Genomic DNA, 20,579 nt, shown 5'->3' on the forward strand with positions numbered 1-20,579 from the left:
TGTAAAAAATGAAGGCAGCAATGAAAATCCATATTTGTGCAAAGAGCATTAAAGCGGCAGAGAAAATATACTCAAATCAGTTATGAGATGGATATTTTGCAAAATAACGCATGAGAGGAAGAAGAGTTAATGAAAAAAGATGAATTCAATATATTAAATAGTTTTTATAATGGTAGCGTTGGACGAATTAATTGTTCTTCTGATTTAGACGTTAAAAAGTCATTACAAAAACAAGAAGTTTTTAATTATTTAATACAAGCGGGACTGATAGCGAAAAATGGATCTAAAATCACTGCTACTGGGCTTGAAGCTTTGGAACCATATCGTGTAAATAATGCTGTGATTTTAGCAGCTGGTGCATCTACTCGTTTTATTCCTTTATCTTTGGAACAACCTAAGGGCTTATTTGAAGTAAAAGGAGAAAAGCTGATTGAAAGACAGATTCAGCAGCTTCAAGATGCCGGAATAAAGAACATCACGATTGTGCTTGGATACAAAAAAGAAATGTTTTATTATTTGGAGGACAAATATGGAGTTAATTTTATAATAAATGAGTCTTTTAATATAAAGAATAACATAGAAAGTTTGTACCTGGCAAAAGAAAAACTGAGAAACACGTATATATGTGTAAGTGATAGCTATTTTGTTGAAAGTCCTTTTAATCAGTATGAGTATCAGACATTTAACGCAGGGATAAGTATTAAGAAAAAAACGAATGAGATGTATGTTGATACTGATGAAAATGGAAAAATCATTATGATGGAAAAAAACAGGAATTCAGGAAAAGTATTATTTGGACATTCGTTTTGGAATGAGGATTTCTCGAACGCTTTTATTAAACTTATGGAAGCAGACAGGACTGTCGGAAAGTATAATCGGAGTTTTTGGGAATGGATGGTTAAAGATAATCTGAATAATCTGCCATCATTCTATTTTAAAGAATATGAAGAAGGAAATATTTATGAATTTGACTATTTCGAGGATTTGAGAAGGTTTGACAGCCAGTATCAGGGACATACACATAGTGAAATTATCCGTAATATTAAACTTATTTTCAGATGCGATGAAGAAGATATCGTGAATTTTCGCAATGTAAGTGAGGGAATGACAAATACATCATTTATTTTTGAAATTAATGGTGTGGATTACATATACCGTCATCCCGGGGATGGGACGGACAGCATTATTAGTCGTAAAAATGAAAAAAATTCTCTGATTAAAGCAAAAGAAATAGGGATTGATCCTACTTACATTTATGCTGACATTAATGAAGGATGGAAAATATCAGTATTCGTATCAGAATTCAGAGAACCGGATTATAATTCGTTTAAGGATTCAAAAAGAATTATAAGTGTACTCAGAAAACTTCACGGTTCGGGTATTAAAGTTGATTATGGGATGGAACCATGGAAAGATTCATTGGAGATTGAAAAACTACTTCGAAAAAAAGCCCCGGAATGTTTTGAAAAAAATGAGAAATTAAAAAGGAAGATCGAATTACTTTATAAAAAGACTGTTGGTGATGGGGTCGAAAAATGTTTTTGTCATGGTGATACCTATAAACCTAACTGGATGATTAAGCCAGACGGTAATGTAATACTTATTGACTGGGAATATTCAGGGTATTCTGATCCAGGAATCGATGTTGGATATTATATTGTTGACGCAATGTATGATTTCGATGAAGCGGAACGCTTCATAAAAGAATATTTACAAGATAGTTATACTGAGAAGAGGTATTATCATTTTTGGGCATATACGGCTATTATTGCTTATTATTGGTACGTATGGGCATTGTATCGGGAATCCTGTGGAGCAGTTATGGGAGACGCTCTTATTAATTGGCGAGATATGGCAGAAAAGTATGCAGATCATATTTTAGACTGTGAAGGAGAATGATATATGAAAGAGAATAAATTGGTTCGAGTACTTGGATTAAAAGAATCTATCAGCATGACGATAGGAACTGTAGTAGGGGTAGGATTGTTTACTTGTGGCTCAGCACAAATTGGCTTAGTGGGATCGTGGATTATAGGATTTACATTTATAGCATTGCTGATTTCAATTTGGCCATGCCTTATTTATGGAGAGATGTCCGCTGCGTTGCCCTGTGCAGGAGGAACATATAATTACGCAAAACGAGGATTAAACAGGGTTTGGGCCAATATGGCAGGATGGCATTATATCATTTCAGTTGTAGCAATTGGTGCAGGAGAGACACTTGCATTTGCTAATTATTTTAAAATTCTATTGGAACAATTTAATCTTAACATTGCATGGCTGGATTCTCGCGTAATTGCGATTGCTCTTGTAGCTGTTTTTTTAATATTAAATTATCGAGGAATTGAACAATCCGGGAAGGCGCAGATAGCATTTATGTTTTTTTTCTGGGGCTGTTCTGTTTGTTGGTTTTTGTACATGATTCCCAAAATACATATAGAATATTTTGGCGGTATTGCAATGAATAGTCTACCACCTTTTAATGAGATGATGTATATCTTTGGACTTGTATGGTGGTGCTATACAGGATTTGAAACTTGCGTATCTATGGGAGCAGAGACGAAATATCCGCAGTATACGTTACCCAGAGCTCTTAAGATCTCTGTATTTTTAGTATTTGCGTTAAATGCATTATTCCAGTGGTTTCTTGTTGGACTTGTTCCTAAGAAATTTTATGGTGTTTTGGCAGTGGCAGATGCGCCTTACGCTGAGGGATTAAAGGCTGTTGGATTAGTCGGATTTCCAATTATACTTTTATGTATTGGTATCGCATTTGGCGGAGATTTATCTACAATTAATCCAGGTATCGCGGCACCAGCTAGATATATTTATACAATGGCAGAAGATGGAGCCCTTCCGTCGTTTCTTAGCAAGATTCACCCTAAGTTTAAAACGCCGTATGTGGCTATAATAGGCGTTGGGCTTATTAACTTTATTTTGATCGCAACAGGATCTATAAATTATATTGCTTCCGTTTCATTGATTTCATTAGCTATATGTTATATGATTGGCTGCTTATCCTATATAGGACTTCGTAAAAGTTATCCGGATATGAAAAGGCCATATAAAGCTCCTTTAGGCGTATTAGGCTGTTTGGTTACTATTGTAATATATTGCTTTATGTTACTCTTTGCTGATAAAGTTGCCTTACTTACAGCAGGAATTATTACAATAGTATGTATTGTATTTTATTATGTATATACACATAATAAGGGACATCAGATGCTTTCAATTGAGGAAGAAATTGGTGATATTGAAGAACCAGATGTTTTAACTAAAGAAAAAATGGATAGAGAATATAATATTTGGAAGATTATTACTATAATAGTAACGATAGTTGCCTTGGGAATATACATTATTCCGATGTTGTTTTGATTATTGTGATTTTATCAAGTTCTGTCTTTTTTAATTAATATGATTCCAGATGTTATTTTTAAGAAACAGCAAAATTCAGGTATTGAGAATCAAAAATGATTATTATTATAGTTGTCAATGGTGAGATCGTGATGATTTTAGCTTTAAAATTACAAAATATGAGGAGTGAATGATAATGTATGATTATTTGGTAGTGGGCTCCGGCTTATACGGTGCGATTTTCGCTCACGAAGCAAAAAGATTAGGAAAGACAGTTCTTGTAGTGGACAAACGGCCTAATATTGCAGGAAATGTCTATACAGAAAAAATTGAGGGAATCAATGTGCATAAATACGGTGCGCATATTTTCCATACAAATAATAAAAAAATATGGAACTATGTCACACAGTTTGCGGAGTTCAACCGTTTTACAAACAGTCCGGTTGCAAACTATAAAGGAGAGTTATACAGTCTTCCTTTTAATATGTATACCTTTAATAAAATGTGGGGTGTTGTGACTCCGGAAGAAGCTGCTGAGAAGATTGAAGAACAGAGGAAAGAATCGGGGATTACAAAGCCTGAGAATCTGGAGGAGCAGGCAATTTCGTTGGTTGGACGTGACATTTATGAGAAACTGATCAAAGGTTATACGGAGAAACAGTGGGGACGTGACTGTAAGGATCTTCCTTCGTTCATTATCAAGCGCCTTCCAGTGCGCCTGACTTTTGATAATAATTATTTTAATGCACTGTATCAGGGAATTCCGGTAGGCGGCTATACAAAACTGGTAGCAAATCTTCTGGAAGGAATTGAAGTTCGCCTGAATACAGATTATCTGGAGGACAAAAAAGAACTGGATGCCATTGCAGATAAGGTGGTTTATACGGGCCCTATTGATGCGTATTTTGGTTATACACTGGGAACTCTGGAATATCGTTCTGTTCGTTTTGAAATAGAGACTTTGGACAAGCCGAATTTCCAGGGAAATGCAGCTGTGAATTATACAGACCGTGAAACTCCGTGGACCAGGATCATCGAACATAAATGGTTTGAGTTTGGAAAGGATGAGGAGGGTAATGACCTTCCGAAGACTGTGATCAGCCGTGAGTTCAGTTCTGAGTGGAAGCCAGGAGATGAACCTTATTATCCTGTAAATGATGAGAGGAATAGTGCTCTTTATGGAAAATATAAGGAACTGGCAGAAAAGGAAGAGAAGGTGATTTTTGGCGGCCGTCTGGGTGAGTATAAGTATTATGATATGGATCAAGTGATTGCGGCAGCATTGCAGTGCTGTGACCAGGAATTACATTAATTGATATTCCGTAAGTGCCTCAAACAATGATGCAGATATCATAACAGAAAATCTGTTATTTTACCCTGCGCCATGTTTTGAGGCACTTACGTATATTAGACGAGAGATTTAAATAACGGGAGGGATAAACCTATGTGTGGAATCGTTGGTTTTACAGGAAAACGGCCGGCAGCACCGATCCTGCTGGATGGTCTGTCGAAACTGGAATATAGAGGATATGACTCAGCTGGACTGGCTGTCCGTGATGGAGAGGCTTTGGCAGAGGTCGTGAAGGCAAGGGGCCGTCTGACGAATCTGGTCGAGAAAACAGATGCAGGCAAAGCGTTAAAAGGAGCCTGTGGTATTGGACATACACGCTGGGCTACCCATGGTGAGCCCAGCCAGATCAATGCACATCCTCATGTTTCCGGTAACTGCAGTAAATCAGGTTCCGGTGCAGTGGAGTCTGAGGTTGTTGGTGTACATAACGGCATCATTGAGAATTACACAGAATTGAAAGAGAAGTTGCTGAAGCACGGCTACACTTTTTACAGTCAGACAGATACAGAGGTGGTTATTAAGCTAGTTGATTACTATTATAAAAAGTACAACCTTGGTCCTATTGATGCCATTGCGAAGACAATGGTCCGTGTCCGCGGTTCTTATGCTCTTGAGCTGATGTTCCGTGATTATCCGGGCGAGATCTGGGTGGCGCGTAAGGATAGTCCGATGATCATTGGTATTGCAGATGGCGAGACCTATGTGGCTTCCGATGTCCCGGCAATCCTGAAATATACGAGAAATGTATATTATATCGGTAATCTTGAGTTTGCAAAGCTGACACCGGGCGAGGCTCATTTTTATGATCTGAACGGTGACGAGATTGAGAAGCAGACTACAGAAATCAAGTGGGATGCTGAGGCTGCTGAAAAGGGCGGCTTTGAACATTTCATGATGAAAGAAATCCACGAGCAGCCGAAGGCTGTCCAGGATACCCTTAATTCCGTGATCAGGAATGGTGCCATTGATCTGTCCAGCGTGGAGATCAATGAGGACGAGATTAAGAACTTTGAGCAGATTTATATTGTTGCCTGCGGTTCTGCATGGCATGTTGGTATGGCTGCTCAATATGTACTGGAAGATATGGCAGATATCCCGGTACGTGTGGAACTTGCGTCTGAGTTTCGCTATCGCAAAATGCCAGTTAATCAGAAAGCCCTGGTGATCGTTGTCAGCCAGTCTGGTGAAACAGCAGATACACTGGCAGCATTGCGGCTTGCAAAGGAAAAGGGTATCGCCACGATGGCGATCGTCAATGTGGTTGGCAGCAGTATTGCCCGTGAAGCAGATAAGGTGTTCTACACACTTGCTGGTCCGGAGATCTCTGTTGCTACGACCAAGGCATACAGCGCACAGCTTGTGGCTATGTACTGTCTGTCTGTTCAGTTTGCAAAAGTCAGAGGAAAGATCACAGATGAGCAGTATGGTTACTATATCTCTGAGCTGCAGACTATTCCGGAAAAGATGCAGAAGGTCCTGGAAGATAAAGAACGTATCCAGTGGTTTGCTGCAAAGTATGCCAATGCCCATGATGTATTCTTTGTAGGCCGTGGTATTGACTATGCAGTTTGTCTGGAGGGCAGTTTGAAGTTGAAGGAAATCAGCTATATCCATTCTGAAGCATACGCAGCAGGTGAGCTGAAACATGGTACGATCAGTCTGATCGAGCAGGGAACGTTGGTCATTGGTGTATTGACTCAGAGCGGACTGTATGAGAAGACTGTAAGCAATATGTTAGAGTGCAAGAGCCGCGGATCCTACCTGATGGGGCTGACTACATATGGTAAATACGAGATTGAGGATCAGGTGAACTTCACTGTGTATGTACCGAAGGTAGATGAGCACTTTGTGGGCAGTCTGGCAGTGATTCCTCTGCAGCTTCTGGGTTATTATGTTTCTGTTGCTAAGGGTCTGGATGTCGATAAGCCGAGAAATCTTGCAAAGAGTGTTACAGTGGAGTAAAAAATACGTGTACAAGGCTGGTTTATTTGCAGATTTATGATATACTAAAACATGTGTGAAAAACTGAAATAAAAATAATGCCGTGTGTGAAACACATGCTCCTTCAGAGCCAAAGCACACACGGTATATTTTAAATACCGCTATATAGTTTATAACGAAAATAAGACAAACTAAAAAGGAGTACAAAAAAATGAACCTATCAAAAATACACCACATCGCCATCATCGTATCCAACTACGAATCCGCAAAGGATTTCTACGTAAACAAGCTTGGCTTCTCCGTTATCAGAGAAAACTACCGTGCGGAGCGCAGGGACTGGAAGTTGGATCTGCGTGTGGATGAGCACACGGAGCTGGAGATTTTTGCAGAACCAAACCCACCGAAGCGGGTGAGCCGTCCGGAGGCTTGTGGCCTGCGTCATCTTGCTTTCTGCGTGGAGAGTGTGGAGCAGACGGTGAAAGAGCTGGCGGAGGTCGGGATCGAATGTGAGCCGATCCGTGTGGATGATTTTACCGGCAAGAAGATGACGTTTTTTCATGACCCGGACGGACTGCCGCTGGAGCTGCATGAGTAAGAGGAGATGGAGCAAATGATATTTCGTAAGGCAGTAAAAGATGATTTTGACAACATAAAATCTCTGTACTGGGAGCTGATCGATCAGGAGCAGGGTGATCCATCGTTTCCACATTGGAAGAAGGGTATCCATCCTTCTGATGAAATGCTGCGTAACAGTATTGGTAAGGAGGAACTGTATGTGCTGGCAGATGGCAGCGAGATTGCGGCCTGTGCGATAGTTAATGATGAAAAGGTGGATGGCTACGCAGATGTGCCGTGGCAGATCGATTCGGATGAGGTTATAATCGTTCATGTTCTGGCAGTGCATCCGGAGCAGCGTGGTAAGGGTCTGGCCCGGAATTTGATGGAGCACATTGTGGAATCGGAAAGAAAAGCCGGAAAGAAAGCGCTGAGGCTTGATGTGATCGAGAACAATACAGCAGCGGAAGGTCTGTATCAGAAACTGGGTTTTCGGTACATCCAGACAAAGACACTTTTTTATAAGGTGGTTGGTGAGATGACCTTCAAAATGTATGAGCTGGTTTTGTGATCTATGGGTGAGAAAAGAGCGTATAAACCAAGAAGGCCCGGAGGTGGCCGCAGGAAATCTAAGCCGGAGTATGATGCCGGGAAGATCCTTAAGGAACTGATGAATCCGTCTGTTGTGCTTTATGAAGAGGGGATGTCTTTGCAGGCCATTGCAGATGAGCTGGGGCTGAATCCAATCAAGATTCGGAAGCTGCTTATCACGGCCGGTGTGTATGTATCGGATATGGCGGAGAAGGTGCAGGTGACCTTTGATGATTTCAGAAAAACACAGGATCATAAAGCTGCTGTCCTTTCAACTGCAAATGCTCTTGGCCTGTCCAGGTCCTCTGTTACTTCATATCTTCCGTACAAAAAGGGTGTGTATTTTCCAGGTACAGCACCGGCAGATAAGATCAGTGTTGGAGCCGAGCGGCAGCGGAGGTACAGAGCGATGAAGCGGTGGAGGAATGCCACAACAGAAGAAGGATCAGCAGATGTTCGTATAACAGCGAGATCAAAATGAAATAATGGTTGACAGAACCGGGAAAGAGCGTACTGTTCGAGTGGGATTTGCATATGTTGCACAAAGTAAAACAGCCATCAACTTGTTATTTGCTCTATGAAATGATAAAATCAAAATAAAACAGGTGAGTTGTAACCTCGTGCTTGAGGAACAGCTTCAGAAAGGAGTCTGAAAAGCATGGGAAGATTTGTGAACCCGGACAACAGTGCATTTCAGGTTGCTCTTAACTCCAGAATATATGTGGATAAGACTGGCCTGATCGAGTACACAAACAGTGTTCTTGATACAACAAATGCTTATATCTGCAATAGTCGGCCGCGCCGGTTCGGAAAATCTTATGCAGCTAATATGTTGGCTGCGTATTATAGTAAAGGCGCAGATTCTGAGCAGATGTTTTCTGGATTGCAGATAAGCAGGGCGGCCGACTTTAAAAAGCATCTTAACAAGTATGATGTGATCCATATCGATATTCAGTGGTTTCTGGCAAACTGTGATGATGCGGATAATATAGTGAAGCATGTCACGGAGGCGGTTCTGGATGAATTGCGGGAAGTTTATCCGGATGTTCTGCCACTTGAAGTATCTGGCTTGCCGGATGCACTTTCAAGAATCAAAGATAAGGTGGGACAGAAGTTTATCGTCATCATTGATGAATGGGACGTACTGATTCGTGATGAGGCGGCCAATAAAAAAGCACAGGAAGATTATATAAATTTCCTGCGAGGAATGTTCAAAGGAATAGAACCTACAAAGTATATTCAACTGGCGTACCTTACAGGTATTCTTCCCATAAAGAAGGAAAAAACACAGTCAGCTCTGAATAACTTTGATGAGTTTTCTATGCTGAGCCCAGGCAGTCTCGCACCGTATGTCGGTTTTACTGAGAATGAAGTGCAGAAACTGGCAGAAGAATATCATCAGGATTTTGATGAGGTAAAGCGTTGGTATGATGGATATCTGCTGAATGGTCATCAGGTTTATAATCCTCGAGCAGTTGTTGGCGTGATGCTTCGGGGAGAATTCAAGAGCTATTGGTCAGAAACAGCTTCGTATGACGTGATTGTTCCGCTGATCAACATGAATTATGGTGGTTTGAAAACAGCTATTATTGAAATGATCTCTGGTGCAGAGGTTAAAGTAAACACAGCAACCTTTAAGAACGATACGGTAAGCATCAAAAGTAAGGATGATGTGTTAACATACATGATTCACCTGGGTTATTTTGGATATAACCCCAAATTAAAGACTGCCTTTGTGCCGAATGAAGAGATTCGACAAGAACTTACAGCTGCTGTTGAAAGTAAGCAGTGGAATGAGATGCTGGAATTCCAGAAAAATTCGGAACATTTACTTGATGCTACGTTGGACATGGATGGAGTAGAAGTTGCTGCACAGATTGAAAAAATCCACAACGAGTATGCGTCTTCCATTCAATATAACAATGAGAATTCACTGAGCAGTGTTTTGGCAATTGCATATTTAAGTGCAATGCAGTACTATTTTAAACCTGTCCGGGAACTGCCGACAGGCCGTGGATTTGCTGATTTTGTGTTTATCCCAAAGATAGAGTACTGTTCATCTTATCCGGCGTTGATCGTAGAGCTGAAGTGGAATCAAAATGCCCAGACTGCCGTGATGCAGATTAAAGATAAAAAATATCCTTCTTCAATTCTGGATTACACAGGTGAAATCCTGCTTGTTGGGATCAACTATGATAAAACCAGTAAGGAACATCAATGTTTGATCGAAAAATATGAAAAAGAGTGACTTTGGAACATAATTGTATAATAAAAAAACACAAAATAGAAAGACTGCCGCAGGTTTCGCGCCTGCGGCATTTTGCAGTTTGTACAAAAAACACAGAAAATATATTGGAAAAAGAGCGGGAAAAGGGTATAATGTCAGAGAAAGTGTGATTGATAAAATACAGACGTTTTTTTTCTGCTTTGTCAGGTCATAAATAAGTGAGGCGGGGGATGTAACAATGGAACAGCAGCATATGTTTACCAACCGGATGATCCGTAATCTTCTGGTGCCGGTAGTGCTGGAACAGATTTTGAATTCGATAATGGGAACCGCAGATACCATGATGGTCAGCAATGTGGGATCTGCGGCTCTTTCTGCGGTATCGCTGGTGGATTCCATCAATGTGCTTCTGATCCAGGCTTTTTCGGCGCTGGCAGCGGGAGGCGCCATTGTCTGTGCCCAGTATATCGGACAGAGGAATTATGAGAAGGCGAACATGTCTGCCAGGCAGGTGCTTTTTATCATCACAGCAATCTCTGTAGTGGTGTCTGCAGTCTGTCTGATCTTTCAGAAGCCGCTTTTGAGGCTGATCTTCGGTGCGGTGGATGCGGATGTTATGCGTGCATCGGAAACCTATTTCTTTTTCACGGCACTGTCATTCCCCTTTATTGCGGCTTATGATTCTGCGGCTTCGATCTTTCGTGCCCAGGAGAATACCAAGGGGCCTATGGCCATCTCCATGATCTCCAATATCATGAACATTGGCGGAAACGCGGTTCTGATTTGGGTTTTCCACCTTGGTGTTGCAGGAGCGGCGATCTCCACACTGGTTTCCCGTATTTTCTGTGCAGTGGTTGTTCTCTGGCAGCTGCGTAAGGATCGTCAGCCTGTCGTTGTGAAGGATTATCTGAAGATCCGACCGGACTGGAGCATGATCGGACGTATCCTGGGACTTGGGATCCCTTCGGGAATTGAGAACAGTATGTTTCAGCTTGGAAAGCTTGCCATCCAGTCTACGGTTTCCACACTGGGAACAGCAGCCATCGCAGCGCAGGCAATGACCAATATCCTTGAGAATCTGAATGGTATCGCGGCCATCGGAGTAGGTGTGGGCCTGATGACCATCGTAGGCCAGTGTCTTGGTGCCGGCCGCAAGGATGAGGCGGTCTATTACATAAAAAAACTCTGCGTCATTGCAGAGGCAGTTATTATCGTAAGCTGTCTGATCGTGTATATTTTGGTCAGACCGGTGACGATCCTTGGCGGAATGGAGAGTACCAGTGCAGAAATGTGCATCCACATGATCACATGGATCACCATCGTAAAGCCTGTGGTATGGACAATGGCGTTCGTGCCGGGGTATGGTCTTCGTGCAGCCGGTGATGTGAAGTTTTCCATGATCACCTCCTGCTGTACCATGTGGGCATGCAGGTTCTGTCTCTGTGTTTTCCTGATCCGTGTCCTGGGCTTCGGGCCTATGGGTGTCTGGATCGGAATGTTTGCAGACTGGACTGTTCGTGGGATCATTTTTACCTGGCGTTTCCACAGCCGCAAATGGCTGGAGCACAAGGTAATCTGAAAAGGAGGACATCGTATATATGAAGAATGGACTGGAAGACCAGTATGTCATAAAAAACAACAAGCGCCTCCGTTATGGCTACACAACAGGCTCCTGTGCAGCCGGGGCAGCCAGGGGTGCAGTCCGGATGCTGCTTTCGGGAGAGACTCTTTCCGAGGTAGAGCTTGATACCCCAAAGGGAATCACCCTTACATTACAGCTTCACGATATTACCCGGGGCGAAACCTATGTCTCCTGTGCGGTACAGAAGGATGCAGGGGATGATCCGGATACCACCAACGGGATCCTGGTCTATGTAAAAGCGGAGAAGTTTTCTATCTCAGCGGCAGAACAGGCCGGGCAGCAGCGGAAAACAGAGAAATCCCGGCCTCAGATCATCCTGGACGGTGGGATCGGGGTGGGGCGTGTCACCAAGCCGGGACTTTCCCAGAACGTGGGGGAAGCGGCAATCAATCCGGTTCCCAGAGCCATGATCCTGCGGGAAGCCGAAGAGGCGGCCCAGGAATATGACTATGAGGGCGGTCTGAAGCTTACCGTATCCGTCCCTCAGGGGGAGGAGATCGCGAAGAAAACCTTTAATCCCCGTCTTGGCATTCTTGGCGGGATCTCCATACTTGGAACCAGCGGGATCGTAGAGCCCATGAGTGAGAAGGCTCTGATCGAAAGCATCCATGTGGAGATGAAGCAGCATTTCTGCCAGGGAGAAAATTTTATCCTGGTGACACCGGGGAATTACGGCGCGGATTATCTCAGGGAGCATATGTCCATTCCCTTTGAGAACAATATCAAGTGCAGCAACTATGTAGGAGAGACCATTGACATGGCCATTGATATGGGCGTAAAGGGCATTCTTTTTGTGGCTCATATCGGTAAGTTTGTAAAGGTTGCCGCCGGGATCATGAATACCCATTCCCACTGTGCTGACGGAAGGATGGAGGTTCTCTGTGCAAGTGCCATCCGTGCAGGGGGCTCTCTGGAATGTGCCAGAGAGATCCTGGAGGCGGGGACTACCGACGAGGCGCTGGCTGTTCTTGACAGCTATGGTATCCTGAAAGAGACTATGGCTGTGGTCATGGAGAAGATCCAGTTTTATCTGGACCACAGGTCCTATGAGCAGATCCTTTTGGGCGCTGTGGTGTTTTCCAATGTATACGGATTGCTGGGGCAGACTCGGGATTCAGAAGAGCTGATCCATAAGATACAGGAGCAGGCAGTCGGGGTGGATGATATTTCATGCGTGAAACCCTGATCCGGATGGAGATTTTTGATCCGGGGACAAAATTTGATATAAATAACAGACAGGTTTTATCCTGTCTGGAAAATATAGTTAGGAGGAAAGAAATATGGCAGGTAAATTATATGGTGTAGGTGTAGGACCGGGAGATCCGGAGCTTCTTACCTTAAAAGCACTTCGTCTTGTAAAGGAGGCAGAGGTGATCGCACTTCCGGGACAGGTTCCGGAGGATACGGTAGCGTTTAAGATCGTGGAGGGGGCTTATCCGGAGCTTGGAAAGAAGGAGCTTCTTGCAGTTCCTTTTCCAATGTCCAAGGATCCTGAGGTGCTGAAGAGCTATCACGATGCAGGAGCAGAAAAAGTCAAGGCTGTCCTGGACCAGGGGAAAGATGTGGTATTTCTCACACTGGGAGATCCTACCGTGTATTCCACATATCTCTATATCCATCACAGACTTGTGGCTCAGGGCTATGAGACGGAGATCGTCTGTGGCATCACATCCTTCTGTGCAGTTTCCGCCCGTCTGAACACCGGACTTGTGGAGAAGGCAGAGCCTCTTCACGTGATCCCGGCTTCCTATCAGATCGAAGATGCGCTGAAGCTTTCCGGTACCAAGGTCCTTATGAAGGCCGGAAAGAAGATGAAGGATGTGAAGGCCGAGCTTCTTTCCCAGGGGGCAGAGGCCATGATGATCGAAAACTGCGGAATGCCGGATGAAAAGATCTACCGGACCGTGGAGGAGATCCCTGAGGATGCAGGATATTATTCCCTGATCATTATCAAAGAAAACAAAGACAGAAGAGAGGAATAGATTATGGTACATTTTGTAGGAGCAGGTCCGGGAGCACCGGATCTTATCACAGTAAGAGGTAAACAGTATCTGGAAGAGGCAGATGTGATCATCTATGCGGGATCTCTTGTAAATCCCCAGCTTCTGGAGTATTCCAAGGATGTGTGCACCATCCATAACAGTGCAAAGATGACCCTTGAGGAAGTGATCTCTGTTATGGAGAGAGCAGAGGCTGAGGGTAAGATGACCGTTCGTCTCCACACCGGCGATCCATGTATCTACGGTGCGATCCGTGAGCAGATGGATATCCTGGATGAAAAGGGAATCCCCTATGATTCCTGCCCGGGTGTCAGTGCCTTCTGCGGAGCTGCATCTGCACTGAACCTGGAGTATACACTTCCGGATATTTCCCAGAGTGTGATCATCACAAGAATGGAAGGAAGGACACCGGTGCCGGCAAAAGAGAGTATTCAGTCCTTTGCCGCTCATAATGCGACTATGGTTATTTTCCTCAGTACAGGTATGCTGGAGGAGCTGAGCCGCAGACTGGTGGAGGGCGGATACCGTGAGGATACACCGGCTGCCATCGTCTACAAGGCAACCTGGCCCGATGAGAAGAAGTTTATCTGTACAGTGGGTACTCTGGCCCAGACAGCAAAAGAGAACAAGATCACAAAAACAGCGCTTATGCTGGTAGGTGATGCGGTCAATGCTGCAAGCTATGACAGATCCAAGCTGTATGATCCGGGCTTTACCACAGAGTTCCGTGAGGCTACGAAATAAAATATGAACATTTCCATCATTTGCTTCAGTATGACAGGGCTGGAGACAGGGGAAAGGCTTCAGAGGGCTCTGGAAAAAGAGGGTGAGAGTGTCACCCTTGCAAAAAAGAGCCGGTACCTTCCGGATCCGATCTCTGTTTCCACCTCCCAGTGGGCAGGGGAACAGTTCCAGGCAGGAAAAGAGGGCGTGATCTTTGTTGGTGCCTGCGGGATCGCAGTGCGCAGTATCGCACCTTACATTGCCGGAAAAAAGACGGATCCGGCTGTGCTGGTGATTGATGAGTGCGGAAAATTTGTCATTGCTCTTCTTTCCGGACATCTGGGCGGAGCCAATGAGCTGGCTCTTCGCTGTGCCGGATATCTTAAGGCGGTGCCGGTTGTGACAACAGCCACAGATCTTCACAGCCGTTTTGCAGTGGATGTTTTTGCAAAAAAGAATGGCTGTGCTATTTTTCATATGAAGGCTGCAAAGGAGGCTTCTGCGGCCCTTCTTGCGGGAGAGAGCGTTGGCTTTTACAGTGAGTTTCCATGGGACGGGGAGCTGCCGGAGGGTCTGGTGCTTTGCGGGAAGGACGGAAGGCTCTCAGCTGCAGCGGATCCGGAGAAGGGTGAGATAGCCGGTGAGGCACCGGAAACAGGTATTGCGGTGACGATCCACAGAGGCTGCCTGCCCTTTAAAAATACAGTCCATGTGGTGCCGCCCGCTGCAGTTCTGGGAATGGGCTGCCGCAGGGGAAAGGATGCAGCCTCCATCCGGAAGGCGGCAGAGGAATGTCTGAAGGGATCAGATGTTTACAGAGAAGCACTGAGAGCCATTGCCAGTATCGATCTGAAGAAAGAAGAGGTGGGACTTCTTTCTCTGGCAGAAGCCTGGCAGCTTCCGTTTCTGACCTTTACAGAGGAAGAGCTGAAGGCAGTGCAGGGTGAATTTACCCCGTCACAATTTGTAAAAAAGATAACAGGTGTAGAGAATGTCTGTGAGAGAAGCGCGGTTCTGGGTTGCGGACAGGGTACACTGATCAGAAAAAAAACAGGCCGGGACGGTGTGACCACCGCCCTTGCAGCCGGAAATCGGAGGATACGTTTTGAGTAAGATTTATGTTGTAGGAATTGGCCCGGGTGCGTATGACCAGATGACTGGAAGAGCGATCCGTGCATTAAATGAAAGTGATGTGATCATCGGTTACACGGTGTATGTGGATCTTGTAAAGGAGTATTTTGCAGGCAAAGAGTTCATGACCACACCGATGAAAAAAGAGGTAGACCGCTGTGTACTTGCTTTTGACGAGGCAAAAAAAGGAAAAACCGTTTCCATGATCTGCAGTGGTGACGCCGGTGTCTATGGCATGGCAGGTCTGATGTATGAGGTGGGAGAAAACTATCCGGATGTGGAGCTGACCATTATCCCGGGTGTGACAGCAGCCACAGGCGGCGCCGCAGTGCTGGGTGCACCGCTGATCCATGATTTCTGCCTAATCAGCTTAAGTGATCTTCTGACTCCGTGGGAGAAGATCGAGGCAAGGCTTCTGGCAGCAGCACAGGCGGATTTTGTGGTATGCCTTTACAATCCGTCCAGCAGAAAACGTAAGGATTATCTTCAGAAGGCTTGTGATCTGATGATGAAATACAAGTCCCCGGATACTGTCTGCGGCACGGTTGCCCAGATCGCACGTGACGGCGAGACGGCACAGGTTATGACACTGAAGGAGCTCCGTGATACAGAAGTGGATATGTTTACTACCGTATTTGTGGGAAATTCACAGACTAAGAATGTAAACGGCAAGATGGTAACACCAAGGGGATATAAGAATGTATAAAGCCATTGTTTTTGCAGGGACCACCGAGGGCTATGCGCTCTGTGAGTTCCTTGCGGAAAATCATGTTCCGGTTTATGCCTGTGCAGCTACGGAATATGGCGGCTCCCTTCTGAAGGAAAATGAATTTCTCCATGTCAGCGCCGGAAGGCTGAAAACCGAAGATATGGAGGAGCTTTTCCGAAGGGAAGCGCCGGAGATCGTTCTGGACGCCACTCATCCCTATGCAGCAGAGGTGACAAAAAATATCCGGACTGCCTGTGAGAACGGAAGCATTCGCTATCAGCGTGTCCTTCGCCCGGAGGGGGAGAAGAACCGTGAAGCCATTTATGTGGAAAGCACGGAGAAGGCGGCAGAGCTTCTTTCCGGTACAGAGGGGAACATTTTTCTTACCACAGGAAGCAAGGAGCTGTCTAAATTTACAGTGATCCCGGATTACCAGGAGAGGCTTTTTGCCCGGGTGCTGTCCATCCCTTCCGTGATCAGCTCCTGCGCGGAGCTGGGGATCGAGGGAAAGCATCTCATCGGTATGCAGGGGCCATTTTCCACAGAGATCAACGAAGCCATGCTTCGACAGTTTCAGTGCAGCTATCTGGTCACCAAGGATACCGGTCTGGCAGGTGGATTCCCGGAAAAGATGGAGGCCTGTCAGCGCTGCGGCGTCACACCTGTGATCATCGGAAGACCTTTGCAGGAGGAGGGGCTGTCCCTGCCGGAAGCAAGGGTATTTCTGGCAAAGTTGTTCGGCCTTACCCTGTCACAGAGGGTTTCTCTTGTAGGCATCGGCATGGGTGCGGAAAAAACCCTGACTTTGGAAGGAAAGAAGGCCTTTGATGAGGCGGAGCTTCTGATCGGTGCAAAGCGTATGACAGATGCCGTACAGAGGCCGGGGCAGATGGTTCTCCATGAGTACCGCAGTGATAAGATCGTGGAGTATATCAAGACACATCCACAGTACCGTACCGTAGCCATTGCCCTTTCCGGCGATGTGGGCTTCTACAGCGGCGCAAGGAAGCTGATCGATCTTCTGGATGGTGATGTCCAGGTGATCTGCGGGATTTCTTCCGTTGTCTATTTTATGGCGAAGATCGGTCTTTCCTGGGATGATGCCAGGATCGTCAGCGCTCATGGAAGAGACTGCAATCTGATTGCCCTGATCCGGCATAACCCCAAGGTTTTTTCCATTCTGGGAACAGAGGATGGGGTAGCTCGTCTGGCTTCTCGTCTGGTTGCGTATGGAATGGGTGATGTGACCCTTTATGTGGGAGAAAATCTTTCCTACGAAAATGAAAAGATCTTTCATGCCAGTGCGGCAGAGCTTACAGAATACCGGGGAGATGCGTTAAGCGTGGTAACTGCGTGCAATGAAAAGGCACTACCTTTGCCTGCAGTTCACGGGATCTGTGATGAGGAATTTCTCCGTGGGAAGGCGCCTATGACAAAGGAAGAGGTGCGTACGGTTTCTCTGTCCAAGCTTCGTCTTCAGGAGGATTCTGTCTGCTATGATGTGGGAGCGGGCACAGGCTCGGTTTCTGTTGAGATGGCGCTTCGTGCCTGGAAGGGGCAGGTCTATGCCATCGAGAAAAAGGAAGATGCCCTTGCTCTTCTGAAGGAGAACAGGCGGAAATTTGCCACAGACAATCTGGAGATCGTGCCGGGTACTGCACCGGAAGCGATGGTGGAACTGCCTGTTCCGACACATGCCTTTATCGGCGGGTCTTCCGGAAATATGAATGAGATCATCCGGCTTCTTCTGGACAAAAATCCAAAAGTACGGATCGTGATCAACTGCATCACGCTGGAGACGGTGACGGAAGCCATGAATGCCATCCGAGATTTCAGCCTGACGGATGTGGATATCGTACAGCTGTCTGCGGCAAGATCCAAATCTATCGGAAGGTATCATATGATGATGGGTGAGAATCCGATCTATATCATTTCCTGCAGCGGAAGAGGGGAGGAGATTTAGGTGAAGATCCCGAGAATACTTCTTGCGGCAGGTGCCAGCGGAAGCGGAAAAACCCTGATCACCTGCGGGCTGCTTCAGGCGCTGGTGAACCGTGGCCTTAAGGTGGCTTCTTTTAAATGCGGCCCGGATTACATAGATCCTATGTTCCACAGCCGTGTGATCGGTACAAGATCCCGAAACCTGGATACGTTTTTTACAGATGGAGACAGAACCCGGTATCTTCTGGCAAAGAACGCATCGGACTGTGAGATCGCAGTGATGGAGGGAGTCATGGGGTATTATGACGGTGTAGGAGGAATCACCTCCAGAGCCAGCGCCTATGATCTGGCCTCCACCACAGATACACCGGCGATCCTGATCGTAAACAGCCGTGGCATGAGTGTTTCCCTGGCTGCCTATGTAAAGGGCTTTCTGGAATACAAAAAGGACAGTCATATCTGCGGCGTGATCTTTAACCAGATGTCTCCCATGCTGTATCCCAGGATGAAGAAGCTTCTGGAAGAGGAGCTTTCCGTAAAGGTGCTGGGATATGTTCCGAAGGTGGAGGACTGTGTGATCGAAAGCCGTCATCTGGGGCTGGTGCTTCCGGAGGAGATCCCGGAGCTGAAAAGCCGTCTGCAGAAGCTTTCCGAGGTACTGGAGAAAACCCTGGATATCGATGGGATCCTGGAGCTTGCAGGGGAAGCACCGGAGCTTGCGGCACCGGAGACGGAAATGCTGATACAGAAGGATACTGCCTTCGGATACCGTACAGAGGAAAAGGTGCGGATCGGTGTGGCGGATGATGAAGCCTTCTGCTTTTTCTATGCGGATAATTTAAATCTTCTGGAGCAGATGGGAGCGGAGCTAGTACGTTTTTCACCCATTCATGACAGAGAGCTTCCGGAGGATCTGGACGGGCTTCTTTTAAGCGGCGGTTACCCGGAATTAAACGGGGAGGCGCTGGAAGAAAATCAGGAAATGTGCACCCGGATCCGGGAAGTTATCCTGGACGGAATGCCCTGTCTGGCAGAATGTGGCGGATTCATGTATCTTCATCAGGAGATGGAGGATATGGAAGGAAAGCAGCGCAGAGTCTGCGGGGTGATCCCTGGAAGGGCTTACCGCACACCGAAGCTGAACCGGTTCGGCTATATCACCCTTACGGAAAAACAGGATACCGGACTTGGTGAGATCCCGGCTCATGAATTCCATTACTTTGATTCTACAGATTGCGGAGAGGATTTTCATGCGGCAAAGCCGGCATCTAAAAGAGGATGGGATTGTATCCATGACCGGGGCAGGCTGATGGCAGGATTTCCGCATCTTTATTATTACGGAAATCCCAGGGTTCCGGCACGCTTTCTGAAGAACGCACTGGAATATAAGAAAGAACGGAGGCAGAAAAAAGATGCTGAAATATAGTCTTCCTGCACTGGTCATAGGATTTGTGCTGGATCTTCTGATCGGAGATCCCAGATGGCTTTATCATCCGATCTGTGTCATCGGCAATCTGATTGCAGTGCTGGAAAAGGTGATCCGGAAGATTTTTCCGAAAAATCACGGCGGTGAGCTGACAGGAGGCTTTCTGATCGTAGTGCTTGTCTGTCTGTTCAGCGGCGGGGTGCCGCTTCTGGTGCTTTATTATCTTTACCGGTATCTGCCGGTGGCCGGATTTGTGCTGGAGGTTTTCTGGTGCTATCAGCTTCTTGCCACCCGTTCCCTGAAGGATGAGAGTATGAAGGTTTATGACCGGCTGAAAAACGGAACTCTGGACGAGGCACGCTATGCGGTGTCCATGATCGTAGGCCGTGATACCAGAGAGCTTACGGAAACCGGCGTGACAAAGGCTGCCGTGGAAACCGTTGCGGAAAATGCATCCGACGGCGTGATCGCCCCCATGCTATATATGGCTATCGGTGGGGTGCCGCTGATGTTTTTGTACAAGGGTATCAATACCATGGATTCTATGCTTGGATATAAAAATGACAAATATCTTTATTTCGGCCGTATTGCGGCAAAGCTGGATGATGTGGCCAATTATATCCCTGCCAGGATTTCCGGATGGCTGATGGTGGCAGGAACTGTTTTTACAGGAATGGATACAAAAAACGCGGCAAAGATCTACAAACGTGACCGGAGAAACCATGCAAGCCCCAACTCTGCTCAGACAGAGGCTGCCATGGCCGGAGCGCTGGATGTACAGCTTGCGGGAAATGCATATTATTTCGGGAAATTATATGAAAAACCTACGATCGGGGATCCGATTCGCCCGGTGGAGCCGGAGGATATCAAAAGGGCTAACCGACTGATGTACGCGGCATCTATACTGGGTGTGGTTGTATTTGGACTGCTCAGTGCGGGGATCCGGTTCGGGTTATTAAGGTAACAATAAATACAGACAGGAGAATGA

The 20,579-nt window shown here is 45.9% G+C and carries 17 protein-coding genes; all 17 read left to right on the plus strand.

Going from position 1 to position 20,579, the window contains the following annotated elements:
* Positions 1-129 precede the first annotated feature (129 nt).
* The 17 genes from LKD46_RS07800 to cbiB all read left to right on the plus strand — a co-directional run bounded on the left by LKD46_RS07800 (position 130) and on the right by cbiB (position 20,555).
* Positions 130-1,899: a phosphotransferase gene (locus LKD46_RS07800; protein ID WP_227573989.1), complete on the plus strand. Its 1,770-nt coding sequence runs from the start codon at positions 130-132 to the stop codon at positions 1,897-1,899.
* Between the two features lie 3 nt (positions 1,900-1,902).
* A complete protein-coding gene (locus tag LKD46_RS07805) occupies positions 1,903-3,375 on the plus strand; it encodes an APC family permease (RefSeq protein WP_227573990.1) in 1,473 nt (490 codons plus the stop codon).
* A 175-nt stretch (positions 3,376-3,550) separates the two neighbouring features.
* On the plus strand, positions 3,551-4,666 hold the full coding sequence (gene glf / locus LKD46_RS07810; RefSeq protein ID WP_330577343.1) for a UDP-galactopyranose mutase: 1,116 nt from the start codon (positions 3,551-3,553) through the stop codon (positions 4,664-4,666).
* A gap of 132 nt (positions 4,667-4,798) precedes the next feature.
* Entirely contained in the window at positions 4,799-6,667 is a 1,869-nt protein-coding gene (gene glmS / locus LKD46_RS07815) for a glutamine--fructose-6-phosphate transaminase (isomerizing) (protein ID WP_227573992.1), read from the plus strand.
* Between the two features lie 190 nt (positions 6,668-6,857).
* Positions 6,858-7,241: an SMU1112c/YaeR family gloxylase I-like metalloprotein gene (gloA2, locus tag LKD46_RS07820; protein ID WP_227573993.1), complete on the plus strand. Its 384-nt coding sequence runs from the start codon at positions 6,858-6,860 to the stop codon at positions 7,239-7,241.
* Positions 7,242-7,256: 15 nt separating this feature from the next.
* A complete protein-coding gene (locus LKD46_RS07825; protein WP_227573994.1) occupies positions 7,257-7,772 on the plus strand; it encodes a GNAT family N-acetyltransferase in 516 nt (171 codons plus the stop codon).
* 3 nt (positions 7,773-7,775) lie between these two features.
* Complete coding sequence (locus LKD46_RS07830) at positions 7,776-8,273, plus strand: hypothetical protein (RefSeq protein ID WP_227573995.1); 498 nt, start codon at positions 7,776-7,778, stop codon at positions 8,271-8,273.
* Between the two features lie 177 nt (positions 8,274-8,450).
* Positions 8,451-10,040 carry an AAA family ATPase gene (locus tag LKD46_RS07835; RefSeq protein WP_227573996.1) on the plus strand — a complete coding sequence of 530 codons (1,590 nt, stop codon included), beginning with the start codon at positions 8,451-8,453 and terminating at the stop codon, positions 10,038-10,040.
* 217 nt (positions 10,041-10,257) lie between these two features.
* On the plus strand, positions 10,258-11,598 hold the full coding sequence (locus LKD46_RS07840) for an MATE family efflux transporter (RefSeq protein WP_021651731.1): 1,341 nt from the start codon (positions 10,258-10,260) through the stop codon (positions 11,596-11,598).
* A gap of 19 nt (positions 11,599-11,617) precedes the next feature.
* A complete protein-coding gene (gene cbiD / locus LKD46_RS07845; RefSeq protein ID WP_227573997.1) occupies positions 11,618-12,847 on the plus strand; it encodes a cobalt-precorrin-5B (C(1))-methyltransferase CbiD in 1,230 nt (409 codons plus the stop codon).
* Positions 12,848-12,941: 94 nt separating this feature from the next.
* Positions 12,942-13,643, plus strand: a complete 702-nt coding sequence (gene cobI / locus LKD46_RS07850) for a precorrin-2 C(20)-methyltransferase (protein WP_092069119.1) — start codon at positions 12,942-12,944, stop codon at positions 13,641-13,643.
* 3 nt (positions 13,644-13,646) lie between these two features.
* Positions 13,647-14,405, plus strand: coding sequence for a precorrin-4 C(11)-methyltransferase (cobM, locus tag LKD46_RS07855; RefSeq protein ID WP_015524810.1), 759 nt, complete (start codon positions 13,647-13,649; stop codon positions 14,403-14,405).
* Between the two features lie 3 nt (positions 14,406-14,408).
* Positions 14,409-15,497 (plus strand): cobalt-precorrin 5A hydrolase, encoded by a 1,089-nt coding sequence (locus LKD46_RS07860; RefSeq protein ID WP_110102254.1) that lies wholly within the window; start codon positions 14,409-14,411, stop codon positions 15,495-15,497.
* On the plus strand, positions 15,490-16,221 hold the full coding sequence (gene cobJ / locus LKD46_RS07865) for a precorrin-3B C(17)-methyltransferase (protein WP_021650567.1): 732 nt from the start codon (positions 15,490-15,492) through the stop codon (positions 16,219-16,221). The genes LKD46_RS07860 and cobJ overlap by 8 nt, the downstream gene beginning before the upstream one ends.
* Positions 16,214-18,187, plus strand: a complete 1,974-nt coding sequence (gene cobK, locus LKD46_RS07870; RefSeq protein ID WP_110102256.1) for a precorrin-6A reductase — start codon at positions 16,214-16,216, stop codon at positions 18,185-18,187. Before cobJ ends, cobK begins: the two co-directional genes overlap by 8 nt.
* Positions 18,188-19,591 carry a cobyrinic acid a,c-diamide synthase CobB gene (locus tag LKD46_RS07875; RefSeq protein WP_110102257.1) on the plus strand — a complete coding sequence of 468 codons (1,404 nt, stop codon included), beginning with the start codon at positions 18,188-18,190 and terminating at the stop codon, positions 19,589-19,591.
* Positions 19,578-20,555, plus strand: coding sequence for an adenosylcobinamide-phosphate synthase CbiB (gene cbiB / locus LKD46_RS07880; RefSeq protein ID WP_015524814.1), 978 nt, complete (start codon positions 19,578-19,580; stop codon positions 20,553-20,555). The genes LKD46_RS07875 and cbiB overlap by 14 nt, the downstream gene beginning before the upstream one ends.
* Positions 20,556-20,579 lie beyond the last annotated feature (24 nt).

Origin of the sequence: Blautia fusiformis (genome assembly GCF_020686995.1) — a bacterium.
Lineage (GTDB): Bacteria > Bacillota > Clostridia > Lachnospirales > Lachnospiraceae > Blautia_A > Blautia_A fusiformis.

What these genes read in the sequence shown, in the direction of transcription:
- LKD46_RS07800 (WP_227573989.1), top strand. Translation starts at nt 130, where the DNA reads ATGAAAAAAGATGAATTCAATATATTAAATAGTTTTTATAATGGTAGC.
- LKD46_RS07805 (WP_227573990.1), top strand. Translation starts at nt 1,903, where the DNA reads ATGAAAGAGAATAAATTGGTTCGAGTACTTGGATTAAAAGAATCTATC.
- glf (WP_330577343.1), top strand. Translation starts at nt 3,551, where the DNA reads ATGTATGATTATTTGGTAGTGGGCTCCGGCTTATACGGTGCGATTTTC.
- glmS (WP_227573992.1), top strand. Translation starts at nt 4,799, where the DNA reads ATGTGTGGAATCGTTGGTTTTACAGGAAAACGGCCGGCAGCACCGATC.
- gloA2 (WP_227573993.1), top strand. Translation starts at nt 6,858, where the DNA reads ATGAACCTATCAAAAATACACCACATCGCCATCATCGTATCCAACTAC.
- LKD46_RS07825 (WP_227573994.1), top strand. Translation starts at nt 7,257, where the DNA reads ATGATATTTCGTAAGGCAGTAAAAGATGATTTTGACAACATAAAATCT.
- LKD46_RS07830 (WP_227573995.1), top strand. Translation starts at nt 7,776, where the DNA reads ATGGGTGAGAAAAGAGCGTATAAACCAAGAAGGCCCGGAGGTGGCCGC.
- LKD46_RS07835 (WP_227573996.1), top strand. Translation starts at nt 8,451, where the DNA reads ATGGGAAGATTTGTGAACCCGGACAACAGTGCATTTCAGGTTGCTCTT.
- LKD46_RS07840 (WP_021651731.1), top strand. Translation starts at nt 10,258, where the DNA reads ATGGAACAGCAGCATATGTTTACCAACCGGATGATCCGTAATCTTCTG.
- cbiD (WP_227573997.1), top strand. Translation starts at nt 11,618, where the DNA reads ATGAAGAATGGACTGGAAGACCAGTATGTCATAAAAAACAACAAGCGC.
- cobI (WP_092069119.1), top strand. Translation starts at nt 12,942, where the DNA reads ATGGCAGGTAAATTATATGGTGTAGGTGTAGGACCGGGAGATCCGGAG.
- cobM (WP_015524810.1), top strand. Translation starts at nt 13,647, where the DNA reads ATGGTACATTTTGTAGGAGCAGGTCCGGGAGCACCGGATCTTATCACA.
- LKD46_RS07860 (WP_110102254.1), top strand. Translation starts at nt 14,409, where the DNA reads ATGAACATTTCCATCATTTGCTTCAGTATGACAGGGCTGGAGACAGGG.
- cobK (WP_110102256.1), top strand. Translation starts at nt 16,214, where the DNA reads ATGTATAAAGCCATTGTTTTTGCAGGGACCACCGAGGGCTATGCGCTC.
- cbiB (WP_015524814.1), top strand. Translation starts at nt 19,578, where the DNA reads ATGCTGAAATATAGTCTTCCTGCACTGGTCATAGGATTTGTGCTGGAT.